Consider the following 15,408-nt stretch of genomic DNA (forward strand, 5'->3'; position numbering starts at 1 on the left):
CTTTATCTGATCGTTAATGATAACCTTTGTTCGAGTTCTACTCCTGGAATATGCCAGCCTTGCTTCAATTCTTCAGCTATGCCTCGCTTATCGACTTTAACCTCGGTGACAATTTTCTTGAACTTCTCAGGAATACCATCAAGGTTGTTGAGCTTCACAGAGCTTACATTTCTGGTGTATATCGTGCTGGAAAGGCCCTTAACTTTCTGCAGGTTGTGCTTTTTGAGTACTGCCAGGAGATAGTCTTTGAATTCTTCAAGCCTGTTCTCCATAGATTTACGCCTATGGCGTATTCTTTCTTCCTCCTGTTTTAGAAAGTCTATCTCAGCCTTTCTTTTACGTACGGCATAGCCTATCGCATCTACTTTGGATTGTTCTTGAAGAGCCAGTTCCTCCAGGTAATTCAGGGCCGGTACGTGCTGATCCTCTGTTAGCTCTTCAGAAACTGATAAGAAATTGCTTATCTCATCTTGTATAGCATCGAATGATGGCATGGGTTTAACCTCCTTTATAAGTATCCGGATTCTAGAAAACTGAAATGTCCTCTGTCTGAGACAATCACATGATCCAGTACACGTATTCCCAAGTCACGGCAGACTCGCTCTATCCTTCTGGTTAAGTCACGGTCTTGCGATGAGGGGTGTGGGTCTCCACCTGGATGATTGTGCCCCAGGATAATTCCTGAGGCATGCTTGATTATAGCCAGGCGTACTATTTCTCTGGGGAACACTGGAGCCTGGTCTACGGTTCCATTAGTCAAAACCTTCTTGCAGATCAGCCGGTTCTTGTTATCAACCAGTAGAGCGATAAAATGCTCAGTCTTTTTCTTCCTGTAGGGCAGTAAAGGAATTACCGCTGTCTCTGTGTTGGATATGAAGTAATCAGGCTTGGATTCTGTGAGCGCCAACCTGAATATGTCTTAATTATGCCGGTTTGAAATTGTTAATATCTTATTCTTGTATCTTCTTCTAAAAGAGAAAAGAAAAAAATATTTTTTATTTTATCTTCTTTTCTGTCCTTCTTTTTCTTCCTCTTCTTCTGTCTTGCCGTTACTGCCTTCTTTGCCTGTCTGAGGCAAAGGAGGGTAAGTTCTTGGGTCGCAAACAAAGCCAACAAGTTGTCTGCCTGCACTGTGGCGAAGCCTTTTGTCCCGACTACCGAAACAGGGGCAAGCAAAAATACTGCTCCAAAGTGCCTTGTCGGGCAGCCAGTAAGAAAGCCAGTCAAAAGGCCTGGCTGGATAAGCCTGAAAACAGGGATTATTTCCGGGGGCCGGCCCATGTGGACAGGGTCCGGAACTGGAGAAAGCAAAATCCCGGATATGCCAGGCGCAAGACCACTGCTCCCAGGAAAACGTTACAAGATCACTGCCTCCAAAAAAGCGTTGAAAATCAACGTGTTGAGGAAACGTTACAAGATCACTGGATCACGCAACCATCTGTTATTATAGGACTAATCTCCTCCTTATGCGGGAGTGCGTTACAAGATGACATCGTCAGGGCCGCCCGGCAGATGTACACCCTGGGCTGTGACGTCATCAACAACCCCAAAGGAGGATTTCATGTACCAAAAGTATCCGATTCATCCCCAGAGACTGCGCAAGGTTCCCAGACAGTTCAGCTGGGTGGACCACAGGCTGGTTCGTGACGGTCATATTGAGAGGTTAAGCCATGCTGCAGCAGCCTTGTACCTGTTCCTGGTGACCGTGGGCGATCAGCAGGGGCTTAGCTACTACTCCGACCCCATTGTCATGCAGCGCCTGGGCATGGATGAAGTCACTTTGCAGCAGGCGCGCTTCAATCTGATCCAGGCTGACCTCATTGCCTGGAAGAAACCGCTTTATCAGGTTCTATCCATCCAGGTCCCACCCGTAAATCAGGCCAGGACAGCACAGGCCGGGCCTGTGCACTTCTCAGACGTTCTCAAAAAACTTGCCGGGGGTAACACATGATTGATTATGAGCTTTATGCCAGAATAAAGCACTACCATGAACAAAAAGGACTTACCCCGGCCCAGATAGCAAAAGAACTGCAGCTGGATCCGCGTACAGTGGGCAAATGGCTCGAAGCAAAGCAGTTTCATCAAAGAAAGTCAGTAACAAGACCAAGCAAGCTTGATCCCTTCAAGGATACCATCGTCAGGATGCTGGAGGAGCACCCCTACACAGCCGTCCAGGTTTTGCGCAGCATCAAGGAGCAGGGCTATACAGGAGGCTCCTCCATTCTCAAGGAATACATAAGCAAAGTCAGGCCCAAAAGGTCCAGGGCCTTTTTAAGTCTGGCCTTTGCCCCAGGAGAGTGCGCCCAGGTTGACTGGGGAAATCACGGCTCCATCCAGGTGGGAGACAGCAGGCGCAATCTCAGCTTCTTTGTCATGGTCCTTTGCTACAGCAGGATGATGTATCTTGAGTTCACTGTCTCCCAAAGCATGGAGCACTTCCTGGCCTGTCATCAAAACGCCTTTGACGCATTCGGGGCGGTCCCCAGAAAAATCATGGTGGACAACCTGAAATGTGCAGTGCTCAAGCACCCCTTTGGCCAAAAACCGGTTCTAAACCCCAAATATCTTGACTTTGCAAGGCACTGGGGTTTTGAGATCAGTGCCTGCGGAGTCAGAAAGCCCCATGAAAAAGGCCGGGTGGAGAATGCCATAGGTTATGTCAAAAAGAACTTGCTGGCCGGCCTTGAACTGCCGGATTACCGGGCCATCAACCATTACGCCCGCCACTGGTGCAGGGCAACAGCCAATGTGCGTATCCATGCCCAGACCGGCAAGAAGCCGGTGGACATGCTTGAAGAAGAAAGAGAGCACCTTTTGCCCCTGCCTGTTAACACCTATGATATCGGAGTCTTAACCCAGGTCCGGGCCTCGTCGCAGTTCCGGATCACCCTGGAGTCCAACCGCTATTCCGTGCCAGCCAGGTACGCAGGCAAACGCCTGACCTTGAAGACTTATCCTGATCGCTTATGCATCTATGACGGCAACAATCTTGTGGCCAGGCATGTCCGCAGCTTTGATAAAAAAAGGGACATTGAAGACCCCGATCATGTCCAGGAGCTTATTGCCCAGCGCCGGGCAGCCAGGGATCAGCAATTGTTTTCCCGGTTCCTGGCTTTGTCCCCAAGAGCAAAGGATTACTTTTTTGAGTTGGAGAAAAAGCACTTGAACATCAAACACCATGTCCAGAAGATTGTAGCCTTAAGCGAAATCTATGGCTCTGAAGCCGTGTCCAGGGCCATGGACGACGCATTCACCTACAGTGCCTTCTCCTGTGAGTATGTAGCCAACATCCTGGAGCAAAGAGCCAGGACCATGCCCGCACCAGGAGCCCTGCATCTGACCAGGCGAGAGGATCTGCTGGATATTGAAGTCAAAGACCCTGATCTAAGTATTTACGACAAACCCAAGGAGAAAAACCCATGACCAACAAACACCAAAGTGAGGTGCACAGGCTGGAAGAAAATCTCCAGCTGCTCAAGCTAACCTGTATAAAAGAGCAGTACAGGCCGGCGGCTGACAAGGCTGCCAGGCAGAACTGGGATCATCTGGGCTATCTGGCCAGGCTGGTCCAGGCAGAAGCAGATGCCAGGCATGATCGCTCCATCCAACGCCGTATCAGGATGGCCCGTTTCCCAGGCATAAAAACCATGGAGAACTTCGACTGGACATGGCCGACCAAGATCAACCGCCCGGCCATCCAAAACCTCTTTCGCCTTGGATTTATGAAGGACAAGGCCAACATAATAATCCTCGGAGGAGTAGGCCTGGGCAAATCACACATAGCCACAGCCCTGGGTTACAGTGCATGCCTGGAAAAGCATTCTGTGCTGTTTGCCACCACCATAGATGTCATAAACACCCTCTCGGCCGCACAGGCTGCACACAAGCTCAAAATAGAGCTCAAGAAATATGTAAGTCCTGAACTGCTCATTCTGGATGAGCTTGGCTACCTGCCCATAGACAAGCAAGGTGCAGACCTGCTCTTCCAGGTCATAAGCCAGCGCTACGAACAAAAATCAACCATCCTGACCACCAACAGAGCCTTCAAGAAATGGCCCGAGGTGTTCAACAACGACAGCACCCTGACCTCAGCCATGTTGGACAGACTTCTGCACCATGCCGAAACTATCCTCATTGAAGGCAAAAGCTATCGGATGAAAGACCAGGTTCAGGAACAATAGCTCCGCATAGGCAACCGCCGGCATCAACCTTTATGTCTGGAGCTGGCGGTTGCTCCAAAACAACATTTTTAAACCGGCGTTTTATGGCATCTTCAAGCCGGCGCTAACACCCGGAAAAGCTCTTTTCTATTTCATCAATCCAAACCAGGCAGTTTCCGAAGGCCTCGATGGTCTTCGTGGCTTCCCGGATCTTCTTCTCTGACTCACCCACCAGGGAGCCTTTCAGAGCTCCAATATCCAAACGCAGTAAAGGCCATCCCAGTAGTGAAGCCACAGCTTTACTTGTCAGCGTCTTTCCTGTTCCTGGAATGCCTGCCAGCAGTATCCCTTTTATCCGGGGAAGGTTTGTGTCATGGTTTGTAATAGCCGTCATTCTGTTGGATATGTAATCCTTTAGCTGCCCCAGGCCTCCGACGTTCTGAATATCTTCTGGCTGCCAGTATTCAAGTAAGCCGGATTTCTTCAGGGTCTGAGCTTTAACTTTGTTTATCTCATCTGCAGAGAATCCCCGAGTACGTACCAGTGACAGTGCAAAGGCGGCCTCAGCCTCCAACCCTGTCAGACCTTTCGCCAGATGAGCAGTATGTGAGTCCGTTTCCAAACCCAGACTGTCTGCGATGTCTTTTTGAATGTTTAGAAGCTCTTCAGGACTGGGAAAGGGAAAGTCCACCAGAGCAAAGCATTTCTCAAGTTCTGCAGGTAAGGTTACCTGTGGGGCGAGGATAATCAGACAATTACCCAGAGACTTCCAGCGTTCTATGCCGTTGGCTATAGTCTGGTTAAGTTCCGGGTTGTCAAAGAATAAGTGTGATCAAAATTACTGAAAGTCAGATCCCTGGAGCTTGCAGGATTGATCATTACCAGATTAGTCCCATCTATATTTACCATGTCCAGTTCGGCATTATCGTTGATAGACCTGATCTGGATGGTTTCTATATTTATAAGAGTGGGAGCTGGATTATCATTGCCTAAAACGGCATTGAGTTGGTCATTATCATCTGTACTTGGATCTTCGATATAAACATCATCACCCAAATTTGTGCCAGCATTAATCGTGTCATTCGCACCTGTCAGGAAAACATCGTCTGGGTCCACCCCATTGGAGAAATCTTGGGTCAAAGTGGCGTCATCTTCAGTAAGGGTGAATGTCTTACCTTCCAGGCCACCTTCATAGTCTACATTATCATTGATAGCATCCAGAGCATCCCGCTGCTCCTGGGTAGTTGCTGTGGTCACCGTAATGGAGTCCGGATCATCAAGCAGATCAACCAGATCTTCCTCTACCGCTCCATTGGAGAAGAATGCATCGGCTTCGTCCTCAAGGGAGTAGGTGTAGTCATCTGTATTGGCTGCACCACTGAGCATGTCTGCTTCTTCCTGGGACAGGATGTCTTCAACTGTGAGGCCTTCAAAAGCAGCAGCATCGTCAGTCAGTGTGTAACTGTCTGCATTGCCAACCACGCCCTCATCCAAGCCTACCAGGTTCTCCAGGCTGTCCTCGAGGCTGTATGTGTAATCTGCCCTATTAGTTGCATTATCAAAAACAGCAAACATATCTGCATCCATGGCCTCAGCTGCAGGCAAAGCCTCAAAGGCATCAGCTTCATCTGTCAAGTTGTACTCACCTGCATCACCAACCACGCCCTCTTCAGCTGCCACCAGGTTGTCCAGGGTGTCCGCCAGTTCGTACTCAAAGTCTTCAAAGCCTTCATCGACCATATCGTTGTATTCGGCAACAGTCATGGGCTCGCTGACTGCATAGCTCTCAGCGCCTTGAACCAGTTCACTGTCGCCTTCTTCAATATAGTTTTCAGCGGTGTCTTCCAGGTTGTAGGTGTTCAGGTTGTCGTAGCCGCGATCCTGATAGTCCTGGATCTGGGCGATGGTGGCAACACCGTCCACATTTGCTTCCTGGGCATCATTGATAATCAGTACTTCCGAAGCCTTGTTTGTCAGCAGGTTCTCGATGGTGTCTTCCAAGCTGTAGACACCGTCAAAGTTCTCCAGCTCACTTAGGGCAGTAGCATCTGCAACAGTTACGGCGTCAGTGACGGAGACTTCTTCTGCAGCAGCGACGACCTCTTGAGCTTCTTCAGCCAGGATGTTTTCTGCTGAGTCTGAGAGGTTGTAGACACCGTCAAAGTTGTCCAGCTCCAGGAGTGCTTCGGCCTGCTCAACAGAGGCGTATTCGTCATCAGCCAGGCCCACTGAAGCAGCACCGGTTACTGTTGCTTCTTCTTTAGCATCAAGAATATTTTCGGCTGTGTCGGCAATGCTCCACTCAAAAAGGTCTTCCAGCTCCAGCTCATCAGCATTCTGGGCGCCGTCCAGAATCGTCTCGACCTTGGCGTAAGCTTCGCCTGCGTCCTCAACTGTGACTGCGCCTGCATCAAAAGCTTCTGCAGGATCGATTTTGTACTCTTCAGGAAGCTCTTCCATGGCAAAAGCTTCAGTGAGCGTGAAAAATGCAACTTATTGAAAATGCCCGTGTTTATTGGGCTGAAAGTGGTTATTTTGGTGGGAGTTAAAAAAGAGGTCTCAACATGCCCTCAAAGCGGAAGTAAAAAAAGAAGGAAATTTTGTCTATAATTCAAAAATAATACTTTTATTTCAAATAGTTAATGATAAAGTGAGGGCCATTTTCTGCCCTCAATATGCCCTCATACAGAAACCATTTTCTCAGATGTAGCCTACACCAGCTTTCTTTTTTCAAAAAGCCGGAAATATAGGTGGCCATCCTTTTGGTTAAGGACAGCCACCTTGGCAGTTAATGTTGAGTAGCCCGATTTACAAGCTCAGTAAACTCTTCAAGGGACTGGGTTTTGTAAACCTTCCTGGTTAAAGTCCGCAGGTTATCAATGGAGTCTATGGATTTGATTTTATCCTGGAGAGACTTCGGCAAAGGGCCGTGGCAGTCCCCAGCCACATCTATGAGGGTCTCTTTAGCGTTTTTTAGTTCGGCTTGCCTCTCCCATTTATCCTTTTCCTGCTTTATCCACTCTTCAGCCCGGTGTCTTTCTTTCTGAGCGCCCTGCTCCATCCACTGATCAGCTAAAGTTTCCATTATACTCTCACCTCCTTCTGGAAGTAGTTCCAGAGCCTTTTTATAGTCTTCCTGGGACAGATACCCAGTGCTTTTGACAAGATACCTAAAGAAAATCTCAATATACTCCAGGGCAGTTCTGTAACCCAAGGACTCAATCAGACCCCGAACAAGCCTTGGAGGGATCTCCTTTACACTGGGGTCGTTCTGATATTTTATTATCTCTACATAAAACTTGAGCAGGATCTTTTCCCGAACCTTGGCCTCATCCATACCACGGACGTTGAAAAAGGCAAAGGAAAAGTCCGGGATATAGACCTTGAAGGACTCAGAAGGCATTTCCACAAGGTCATGGAAAGAAGAACACATATTTCTGTCGTCCTCCTGGCCCTGGTAGATGACTATGGGAATAATCGGAGGCAGCTTGCCATCCACAAGCATGTGCTGTTCCTGGAGATCAAGCCACTGAAGAGCCATGTACTTGAGTACCTGAACGCCTGTAAGTGGATCAGGAGAACTCTTGTGCTCAAAGAGAAGGTAAATCTTAGCGAACTGGTTTTTATAACCTATCAATCGTACGCTGAAAACCAGGTCCGAGTAGTGCTTCTTGAGCTTCTCGTCCACATAAGTTGTAGGTTCCAGTCGAAGAGTATCCAGGTCAAAGCGTTTCTGGAGTTCTTCAGACATATGTTTTTTCAGGAAGTGCCTGGCGTTATCCAGATTCTGGAATATCTTCAGGAACAGTCCTTCGTGTGGAGCTTGGTTTCTTTTAGTCGACATATAGATAATATAATCTATCCTGGAGGTGGGGGCAAGGGGAAATTTCTATAGGCGGCAGAGAGTTGGAGCCTGGAATGTAACCACAAAACATAAAAGCCGGTAATCAGGAAAAAACCACCCTATCCGCTAAAGGACAGAGTGGCTTTTGGGCTGGCAGGATAGAAAAGGTTAATTCTGTGCTGCCCGATTTACGAGCTCAGTAAACTCTTCAAGGGATTAGGTTCTGATTACCTTTCTGTTCAGAGCCCTTAAATTCTCCAAAGATTGAATGGATTTGATCTTCTCGTGGAGCATATCAGGTAGAGGGCCGTATGCTTCTGTGGCTACATCTATGAGATTTTCACGGGCATATTCAAGCTTAGCGTGTTTTTCCCAATAAGGTTTTTCTTTTTGGAGAACATCTTCTCTTATTTCTCGTGCGGCTACACCTATCATTTCCTCACCCCCTGAAAAACGTTTGGTATGCTCAAGCAGTCTCTTCTCTGGAATAGCACCAGAAGCCATAACGTATCTGACAATAATGAACAGGTAATCAGTCAGCTTATCGTTATCAGGCAATTTTTCCAAAAGATCATAAATTTCATGGATTTTAGTATCCAGCTCCAGTGTTGTCCGGTTAAGAAATTGCATGACCTCCATTCACTACAAGTCAGTTCAAGGACCACTGTGCTGGGAAAAGCTGGGCGGTGCTCCACCAGCTGAAATGGCCTCGTTTTGGATCTGGATGCGCAATTCCCTGAAGCGTTTGATACTTACCCTCTCTCCGAATTCTTCCTGGCAGTATATAGCCAAAAGAAGGTAAGTGATCAGGCCTGCAAGAATCTGGATCAACAGACCGTATTTGGAGCGAAACAATATATGGTACACATTCAGGTGGCGTTTCCACCACTTGAAAAATTTTTCGATGTCCCAGCGCAGCTTGTAAATCAAGGCGATGTCATCAGGTCCTAAGTCCAAACGATCAGTGGCCACCCCGTATCTGGTGCCGAGAACTTCATAGCCTACCAGACGCAGAGGTTTTTGTGTCTGGTTGATTTCAGGCTTTCCCAGCAGGACTACAGCGTCATAGAAAGCAATACTGTCTTCGGGAAGCGTAAACTGTTCTATTACTGTCTTTTGGGTATTGGCTTTTATGCGACAGTGAAAAATGCAACTTATTGAAAATGCCCGTGTTTATTGGGCTGAAAGTGGTTATTTTGGTGGGAGTTAAAAAAGAGGTCTCAACATGCCCTCAAAGCGGAAGTAAAAAAAGAAGGAAATTTTGTCTGTAATTCAAAAATAATACTTTTATTTCAAATAGTTAATGATAAAGTGAGGGCCATTTTCGGCCCTCAATATGCCCTCATACAGAAACCATTTTCTCAGATGTAGCCTACACCAGCTTTCTTTTTTCAAAAAGCCAGAAATATAGGTGGCCATCCTTGTGGTTAAGGACAGCCACCTTGGCAGTTAATGTTGAGTAGCCCGATTTACAAGCTCAGTAAACTCTTCAAGGGACTGGGTTTTGTAAACCTTCCTGGTTAAAGTCCGCAGGTTATCAATGGAGTCTATGGATTTGATTTTATCCTGGAGAGACTTCGGCAAAGGGCCGTGGCAGTCCCCAGCCACATCTATGAGGGTTTCTTGAGTAGCCTTAAGCTCCCCCCTTTTCTCACTTTCCAGACGAACCTTTTCCTTTTCCTGCTTGAACTCATTATACATCTCTTGCCTTATCTGCTGTGCTGCTGTCTGCATGGCTTCGTCACCTCCCGGCAATCGCCTCGTGTACTCACCAAGCCTTTCAAGGCTAACAGGGCCTTGTACGGCTACGTACTGAACAATTGCCTGTAAATATTGCTTAACTTTATCCTGGTCCGGGATAGTCTCCAACAAATCATATATCTCCTGAAGCTTGGTTTCAAGCTCAGGGTAGTGAATGTACTTGAAGAGCAAGTGAAAGATCTCCAAAATGGCGGTCGTCTTGAACTCATCATCCTCCATAGAGGAGATGTCATGGATCATGTGCTTGAATTCCGGCACAAAGGGCCTGAGCACTTCAGATGGCAAATCGAAAAGGTCTGAGAACTTACGGCTGTAATTCCACCTGCCCTTTCCATGGTATATAACCACCGGGATGATCACAGGCAAGTACCCTTGGAGCTGACCTTTTCTTTTAAGATCCATCCATTTCTGAACTTCGTAATTCAGAATCTGAAGCCTGGTCAGAAACTCTGGAGCGCTTTTGTGCTCAAGCAGGATATAGATATTTACATTTTCAGTATGGCCCTTGAGCTGCACTGTGACCATCACATCGGCATAATACTCCCTGTGCTCCTCGGATACAAACCCGCTCAAATCAACCTGCAGTGTATCCAGATCGAGTAAAGAGGTGATTTCTTCAGGGATATGGTACTTGATAAAAGACTTTACAAACTCCGGGTCCTTGAAAAAATCCTTGAAGCACGCATTATGTGGATTGGGTATTTCGAATGACATGGGAAAAACTTACACCTGTCTTGGGTCGTATGCAAGAGGTCGGAGCGACAAAAATGCCAACTTTGAAGTAAAAGTTGGCATTTTTCAAAACAGCCTTAACCCCCGTCAATCATAGCTTAAAGCCGAATGAAAGACTTTTATACACTCTACGCACAAATAAATTAGCCAACTAACATGCAATTTATATCATTATACTTGACATAAATAGCAAGCTATGGTAGTATTTAAAAATGGCAAACACAAATCACCCCCAAAAAGGCTCAAACATCACAGTAGAACCCATAAGGTCACTTGAGGATATTAAGTCGATCAAGAAATTGCTATCTGGAAACCCCAGGGACCACCTCCTCTTCACCATGGGCATAAACAACGGGCTCAGAATAGGCGATCTTCTGCAGCTTAAAGTCAGGGACGTGCAGGGTGTAAAACCAGGAGACACCATAAGGGTCAGGGAGCAGAAAACCGGCAAGACAAACATCCTGGTCATCAACAAGGCCACGCACAAAGCCCTGCAGACGTATCTGTCCCAGACCTTGGCCGAACCGGAAAACTTCCTTTTCAAAAGCCAGAAAGGAAATGCCCCCCTTACCGTCAGCTACGCCAACAGGATGATCAAAGACTGGTGCAGGCAGATCAACCTCCGGGGCAACTACGGCACCCATACTCTGCGCAAGACTTTCGGCTACATCCAGAGAGTGCATTACGGGGTGGGCTATGAGCTTCTCTGTAAGAGGTTCAATCACAGCAGCCCTGCGGTTACTATGCGTTATTTGGGCATAGAAGACAAGAAGGTGAACAATATCTTAATGCACGAAATATAATTATTAATTATATTAACAAATTAATGTTTGCAAGCATCTTTATTACCTAAAAGGGCATAACCCTATAGAAATTACATAAACAAGATAAAATTTTGGAAACAGTTAAAACTTTAAAATTGATTTTCAATCTTCGATATTAAACATAATTAGTATATAATCTGTAATATATAAAACTTATAACAATAAACCTGATAAATAAATATTAGTTTCGAACAAGGAATAGCATTGCTATGCATACAAGGTGAAAAACAGTCTTATATGCATAGCAATAAGTTTTTAGATCGTATATAATCAATTAGAGCTTAATCCGATTATTTCTTGAAGATCATTTACCATTATATATTCTATTACATCTTTTTTTATCTGTGGGTCTTGATCAAGCATTATCAAAAACATATTTACCATATCAATATTTAATCCCTCGCCAATCATTGCTGTCTTATCATTCTTACTGTAAGCATAAATAAAAGCATCTTGATCACGTTTACCTTCTTTTTTTAAATGCATAATTAACTTTTGCATTGGAAAGGCTAAATCAATAATAAATTTGTCTTTGTCATGATAACTGTTTTGCATATCCCAAATATTTACCACTGCCCTGCAAAGTTTCTCTAGTTTTGTGTGTTGCATAATACAAACCTCCATAATTATTTTATAGACTAAACATAATATATCATAATTGCCTATGTCAAACCAATAAATAAGTTTTAACAACGAATGACTGGGCCAACAACTATTGTGGTTGCGCCATGATATTCATGTTTGGCCAAGTATTTGGCTGATAAATTAAAATAATATCTTATTATATTGCTCTATATGTGATACCTCAGATTAAAACTTTCTGGTCATTAGCCCTGCCCTTAATCATATCCGTTAAGCTTTTTCTATCCACAAACCACGCCAAATCTTGATCACCGTAGCGCAAATATATTGAACTAAATATAAATATAATTAGTTATTAATTAATAACTATATTTATTTTTTTCTTAAATATTATCAATTTGATTGTAATTTAGCTAATTTTTATTTTAGACCCGTCCATGTCTATTACACTGGAAAGTAAAAAAATTGTTGCATATAAACGATTTTTTTAAAAAACATGTATTTTATGACCAAGTTTGACATAAATCTTTCTATGATGTTTCAATTGTTTTAATAATCAAAACAATATAAAATTCATCATGGAAGGAGTAATGTATGTCAGTAAAACTACTAAAACAAAACGAAGTAAACAAAATGGAGTGCCCTAAAGGAAAAGAAAAGCTGAAGATCCATGACCAAAAGTGCAGGGGATTGATACTGGAGGTTAGACCTACAGGGATCAAGACATACTTTATGAGGTATAAGACGCTACGTGGACGCTATAAGCAAATAAAGCTCGGCAGAGCTACCGATCTGTCTGTGAATCAAGCCAGAAAGCTGGGACACAAGATACTTGGAGACGTGGCAATGGGGAAAGACCCGCAGCAAGAGAAGAAAGTGCTACAAAACGTGCCCACATTTGAAGAGTTCGTGTGGCATGAATATTTACCTTATATTGAATCATACAAAAAGTCCTGGAAAACAGATGTCATCTTGCTGCGTAATCATCTGATACCCAAATTTGGAGGCATGCTGTGAGCGCCAACCTGAATATGTCTTAATTATGCCGGTTTGAAATTGTTTATATCTTATTCTTGTATCTTCTTCTGAAAGAGAAAAGAAAAAATATTTTTTATTTTGTCTTCTTTTCTGTCCTTCTTTTTCTTCCTCTTCTTCTGTCTTGCCGTTACTGCCTTCTTTGCCTGTCTGAGGCAAAGGAGGGTAAGTTCTTGGGTCGCAAACAAAGCCAACAAGTTGTCTGCCTGCACTGTGGCGAAGCCTTTTGTCCTGACTATCGAAACAGGGGCAAGCAAAAATACTGCTCCAAAGTGCCTTGTCGGGCAGCCAGTAAGAAAGCCAGTCAAAAGGCCTGGCTGGATAAGCCTGAAAACAGGGATTATTTCCGGGGACCGGCCCATGTGGACAGGGTCCGGAACTGGAGAAAGCAAAATCCCGGATATGCCAGGCGCAAGACCACTGCTCCCAAGCAAACGTTACAAGATCACTGCCTCCCAAAAAGTGTTGAAAATCAACGTGTTGAGGAAACGTTACAAGATCACTGGATCACGCAACCATCTGTTATTATAGGACTAATCTCCTCCTTATGCGGGAGTGCGTTACAAGATGACATCGTCAGGGCCGCCCGACAGATGTACACCCTGGGCTGTGACGTCATCAACAACCCCAAAGGAGGATTTCATGTACCAAAAGTATCCGATTCATCCCCAGAGACTGCGCAAGGTTCCCAGACAGTTCAGCTGGGTGGACCACAGGCTGGTTCGTGACGGTCATATTGAGAGGTTAAGCCATGCTGCAGCAGCCTTGTACCTGTTCCTGGTGACCGTGGGCGATCAGCAGGGGCTTAGCTACTACTCCGACCCCATTGTCATGCAGCGCCTGGGAATGGATGAAGTCACTTTGCAGCAGGCGCGCTTCAATCTGATCCAGGCTGATCTCATTGCCTGGAAGAAACCGCTTTATCAGGTTCTATCCATCCAGGTCCCACCCGTAAATCAGGCCAGGACAGCACAGGCCGGGCCTGTGCACTTCTCAGACGTTCTCAAAAAACTTGCCGGGGGTAACACATGATTGATTATGAGCTTTATGCCAGAATAAAGCACTACCATGAACAAAAAGGACTTACCCCGGCCCAGATAGCAAAAGAACTGCAGCTGGATCCGCGTACAGTGGGCAAATGGCTCGAAGCAAAGCAGTTTCATCAAAGAAAGTCAGTAACAAGACCAAGCAAGCTTGATCCCTTCAAGGATACCATCGTCAGGATGCTGGAGGAGCACCCCTACACAGCCGTCCAGGTTTTGCGCAGCATCAAGGAGCAGGGCTATACAGGAGGCTCCTCCATTCTCAAGGAATACATAAGCAAAGTCAGGCCCAAAAGGTCCAGGGCCTTTTTAAGTCTGGCCTTTGCCCCAGGAGAGTGCGCCCAGGTTGACTGGGGAAATCACGGCTCCATCCAGGTGGGAGACAGCAGGCGCAATCTCAGCTTCTTTGTCATGGTCCTTTGCTACAGCAGGATGATGTATCTTGAGTTCACTGTCTCCCAAAGCATGGAGCACTTCCTGTCCTGTCATCAAAACGCCTTTGACGCATTCGGGGCTGTTCCCAAAAAAATCATGGTGGACAACCTGAAATGTGCAGTGCTCAAGCACCCCTATGGCCAAAAACCGGTTCTAAATCCCAAATATCTTGACTTTGCAAAGCACTGGGGTTTTGAGATCAGTGCCTGCGGAGTCAGAAAGCCCCATGAAAAAGGCCGGGTGGAGAATGCCATAGGTTATGTCAAAAAGAACTTGCTGGCCGGACTTGAACTGCCGGATTACCGGGCCATCAACCATTATGCCCGCCACTGGTGCAGGGCAACAGCCAATGTACGTATCCATGCCCAGACCGGCAAGAAGCCGGTGGACATGCTTGAAGAAGAAAGAGAGCACCTTTTGCCCCTGCCTGTTAACACCTATGATATCGGAGTCGTAACCCAGGTCCGGGCCTCGTCGCAGTTCCGGATCACCCTGGAGTCCAACCGCTATTCCGTGCCAGCCAGGTACGCAGGCAAACGCCTGACCTTGAAGACTTATCCTGATCGCTTATGCATCTATGACGGCAACAATCTTGTGGCCAGGCATATCCGCAGCTTTGACAAAAAAAGGGACATTGAAGACCCCGATCATGTCCAGGAGCTTATTGCCCAGCGCCGGGCAGCCAGGGATCAGCAATTGTTTTCCCGGTTCCTGGCTTTGTCCCCAAGAGCAAAGGATTATTACTTTGAGTTGGAGAAAAAGCACTTGAACATCAAACACCATGTCCAGAAGATTGTAGCCTTAAGCGAAATCTATGGCTCTGAAGCCGTGTCCAGGGCCATGGACGACGCATTCACCTACAGTGCCTTCTCCTGTGAGTATGTAGCCAACATCCTGGAGCAAAGAGCCAGGACCATGCCCCGCACCAGGAGCCCTGCATCTGACCAGGCGAGAGGATCTGCTGGATATTGAAGTCAAAGACCCTGATCTAA

General features: G+C 46.0%; 16 protein-coding genes and 2 pseudogenes. 7 read left to right on the forward strand and 11 right to left on the reverse strand.

Annotated features, from left to right (window positions below):
• Positions 1–2 precede the first annotated feature (2 nt).
• Genes DTHIO_RS18970 through DTHIO_RS22575 form a run of 3 tightly spaced genes read right to left on the reverse strand, consistent with a single transcriptional unit; the run spans position 3 to position 1,311 of the window.
• A complete protein-coding gene (locus DTHIO_RS18970; RefSeq protein WP_008871853.1) occupies positions 3–494 on the reverse strand; it encodes a siphovirus Gp157 family protein in 492 nt (163 codons plus the stop codon).
• A 14-nt stretch (positions 495–508) separates the two neighbouring features.
• A complete protein-coding gene (locus DTHIO_RS20755; protein ID WP_244156414.1) occupies positions 509–907 on the reverse strand; it encodes a JAB domain-containing protein in 399 nt (132 codons plus the stop codon).
• 35 nt (positions 908–942) lie between these two features.
• The gene (locus DTHIO_RS22575; RefSeq protein WP_244156415.1) at positions 943–1,311 is read right to left on the reverse strand and encodes a hypothetical protein; all 369 of its coding nucleotides are present in this window, start codon (positions 1,309–1,311) and stop codon (positions 943–945) included.
• Between the two features lie 250 nt (positions 1,312–1,561).
• Here DTHIO_RS22575 and DTHIO_RS18980 point away from each other — a divergent pair, with 250 nt between their 5' ends.
• The 3 genes from DTHIO_RS18980 to istB are packed head-to-tail and all read left to right on the forward strand — an operon-like array spanning position 1,562 to position 4,181.
• Positions 1,562–1,951 (forward strand): helix-turn-helix domain-containing protein, encoded by a 390-nt coding sequence (locus DTHIO_RS18980; RefSeq protein WP_008868686.1) that lies wholly within the window; start codon positions 1,562–1,564, stop codon positions 1,949–1,951.
• Complete coding sequence (gene istA / locus DTHIO_RS18985) at positions 1,948–3,423, forward strand: IS21 family transposase (protein ID WP_008871855.1); 1,476 nt, start codon at positions 1,948–1,950, stop codon at positions 3,421–3,423. The genes DTHIO_RS18980 and istA (DTHIO_RS18985) overlap by 4 nt, the downstream gene beginning before the upstream one ends.
• Positions 3,420–4,181: an IS21-like element helper ATPase IstB gene (gene istB / locus DTHIO_RS18990; protein ID WP_008871504.1), complete on the forward strand. Its 762-nt coding sequence runs from the start codon at positions 3,420–3,422 to the stop codon at positions 4,179–4,181. Before istA (DTHIO_RS18985) ends, istB begins: the two co-directional genes overlap by 4 nt.
• 103 nt (positions 4,182–4,284) lie before the next feature.
• Here istB and DTHIO_RS18995 read toward each other — a convergent pair whose 3' ends face one another.
• From DTHIO_RS18995 to DTHIO_RS19025, 6 genes and pseudogenes are all read right to left on the reverse strand, one after another.
• A complete protein-coding gene (locus DTHIO_RS18995; protein WP_144311581.1) occupies positions 4,285–4,734 on the reverse strand; it encodes an AAA family ATPase in 450 nt (149 codons plus the stop codon).
• Positions 4,735–4,949: 215 nt separating this feature from the next.
• A complete protein-coding gene (locus DTHIO_RS19000; protein ID WP_008871856.1) occupies positions 4,950–6,620 on the reverse strand; it encodes a hypothetical protein in 1,671 nt (556 codons plus the stop codon).
• A 328-nt stretch (positions 6,621–6,948) separates the two neighbouring features.
• Positions 6,949–8,004, reverse strand: coding sequence for an Rpn family recombination-promoting nuclease/putative transposase (locus DTHIO_RS19005; RefSeq protein WP_008871857.1), 1,056 nt, complete (start codon positions 8,002–8,004; stop codon positions 6,949–6,951).
• A gap of 216 nt (positions 8,005–8,220) precedes the next feature.
• Positions 8,221–8,397: pseudogene (locus tag DTHIO_RS23100) on the reverse strand (Rpn family recombination-promoting nuclease/putative transposase); the annotation flags it as partial.
• 312 nt (positions 8,398–8,709) lie between these two features.
• Positions 8,710–9,150, reverse strand: a pseudogene (locus DTHIO_RS22585) (transposase); the annotation flags it as partial.
• A gap of 303 nt (positions 9,151–9,453) precedes the next feature.
• Entirely contained in the window at positions 9,454–10,479 is a 1,026-nt protein-coding gene (locus DTHIO_RS19025) for an Rpn family recombination-promoting nuclease/putative transposase (protein ID WP_008871859.1), read from the reverse strand.
• A gap of 230 nt (positions 10,480–10,709) precedes the next feature.
• Here DTHIO_RS19025 and DTHIO_RS19030 point away from each other — a divergent pair, with 230 nt between their 5' ends.
• Entirely contained in the window at positions 10,710–11,300 is a 591-nt protein-coding gene (locus DTHIO_RS19030; RefSeq protein WP_008871860.1) for a site-specific integrase, read from the forward strand.
• 291 nt (positions 11,301–11,591) lie between these two features.
• Here the strand turns inward: DTHIO_RS19030 and DTHIO_RS19035 are convergent, their stop codons facing one another.
• Positions 11,592–11,930 (reverse strand): hypothetical protein, encoded by a 339-nt coding sequence (locus DTHIO_RS19035; protein ID WP_008871861.1) that lies wholly within the window; start codon positions 11,928–11,930, stop codon positions 11,592–11,594.
• A gap of 567 nt (positions 11,931–12,497) precedes the next feature.
• Here DTHIO_RS19035 and DTHIO_RS19040 point away from each other — a divergent pair.
• Positions 12,498–12,920, forward strand: a complete 423-nt coding sequence (locus DTHIO_RS19040; RefSeq protein ID WP_244156416.1) for an Arm DNA-binding domain-containing protein — start codon at positions 12,498–12,500, stop codon at positions 12,918–12,920.
• A 50-nt stretch (positions 12,921–12,970) separates the two neighbouring features.
• On the opposite strand, the gene DTHIO_RS21535 is transcribed toward DTHIO_RS19040, so the two are convergent.
• The gene (locus tag DTHIO_RS21535; protein ID WP_153305077.1) at positions 12,971–13,330 is read right to left on the reverse strand and encodes a hypothetical protein; all 360 of its coding nucleotides are present in this window, start codon (positions 13,328–13,330) and stop codon (positions 12,971–12,973) included.
• A gap of 250 nt (positions 13,331–13,580) precedes the next feature.
• On the opposite strand from DTHIO_RS21535, the gene DTHIO_RS19050 reads away from it, so the two are divergent.
• Both DTHIO_RS19050 and istA (DTHIO_RS19055) read left to right on the forward strand, forming a co-directional pair.
• A complete protein-coding gene (locus tag DTHIO_RS19050) occupies positions 13,581–13,970 on the forward strand; it encodes a helix-turn-helix domain-containing protein (protein ID WP_008868686.1) in 390 nt (129 codons plus the stop codon).
• Entirely contained in the window at positions 13,967–15,388 is a 1,422-nt protein-coding gene (gene istA / locus DTHIO_RS19055; protein WP_008871862.1) for an IS21 family transposase, read from the forward strand. Before DTHIO_RS19050 ends, istA (DTHIO_RS19055) begins: the two co-directional genes overlap by 4 nt.
• The last annotated feature ends 20 nt before the right edge of the window (positions 15,389–15,408 follow it).

The sequence above is a fragment of the Desulfonatronospira thiodismutans ASO3-1 genome (assembly GCF_000174435.1).
Lineage (GTDB): Bacteria > Desulfobacterota > Desulfovibrionia > Desulfovibrionales > Desulfonatronovibrionaceae > Desulfonatronospira > Desulfonatronospira thiodismutans.

Coding starts and splice junctions, on each gene's coding strand:
- DTHIO_RS18970 (WP_008871853.1), bottom strand. CDS start 494: ATGCCATCATTCGATGCTATACAAGATGAGATAAGCAATTTCTTATCA.
- DTHIO_RS18980 (WP_008868686.1), top strand. CDS start 1,562: ATGTACCAAAAGTATCCGATTCATCCCCAGAGACTGCGCAAGGTTCCC.
- istA (WP_008871855.1), top strand. CDS start 1,948: ATGATTGATTATGAGCTTTATGCCAGAATAAAGCACTACCATGAACAA.
- istB (WP_008871504.1), top strand. CDS start 3,420: ATGACCAACAAACACCAAAGTGAGGTGCACAGGCTGGAAGAAAATCTC.
- DTHIO_RS19000 (WP_008871856.1), bottom strand. CDS start 6,620: ATGGAAGAGCTTCCTGAAGAGTACAAAATCGATCCTGCAGAAGCTTTT.
- DTHIO_RS19005 (WP_008871857.1), bottom strand. CDS start 8,004: ATGTCGACTAAAAGAAACCAAGCTCCACACGAAGGACTGTTCCTGAAG.
- DTHIO_RS19025 (WP_008871859.1), bottom strand. CDS start 10,479: ATGTCATTCGAAATACCCAATCCACATAATGCGTGCTTCAAGGATTTT.
- DTHIO_RS19030 (WP_008871860.1), top strand. CDS start 10,710: ATGGCAAACACAAATCACCCCCAAAAAGGCTCAAACATCACAGTAGAA.
- DTHIO_RS19035 (WP_008871861.1), bottom strand. CDS start 11,930: ATGCAACACACAAAACTAGAGAAACTTTGCAGGGCAGTGGTAAATATT.
- DTHIO_RS19040 (WP_244156416.1), top strand. CDS start 12,498: ATGTCAGTAAAACTACTAAAACAAAACGAAGTAAACAAAATGGAGTGC.
- DTHIO_RS19050 (WP_008868686.1), top strand. CDS start 13,581: ATGTACCAAAAGTATCCGATTCATCCCCAGAGACTGCGCAAGGTTCCC.
- istA (WP_008871862.1), top strand. CDS start 13,967: ATGATTGATTATGAGCTTTATGCCAGAATAAAGCACTACCATGAACAA.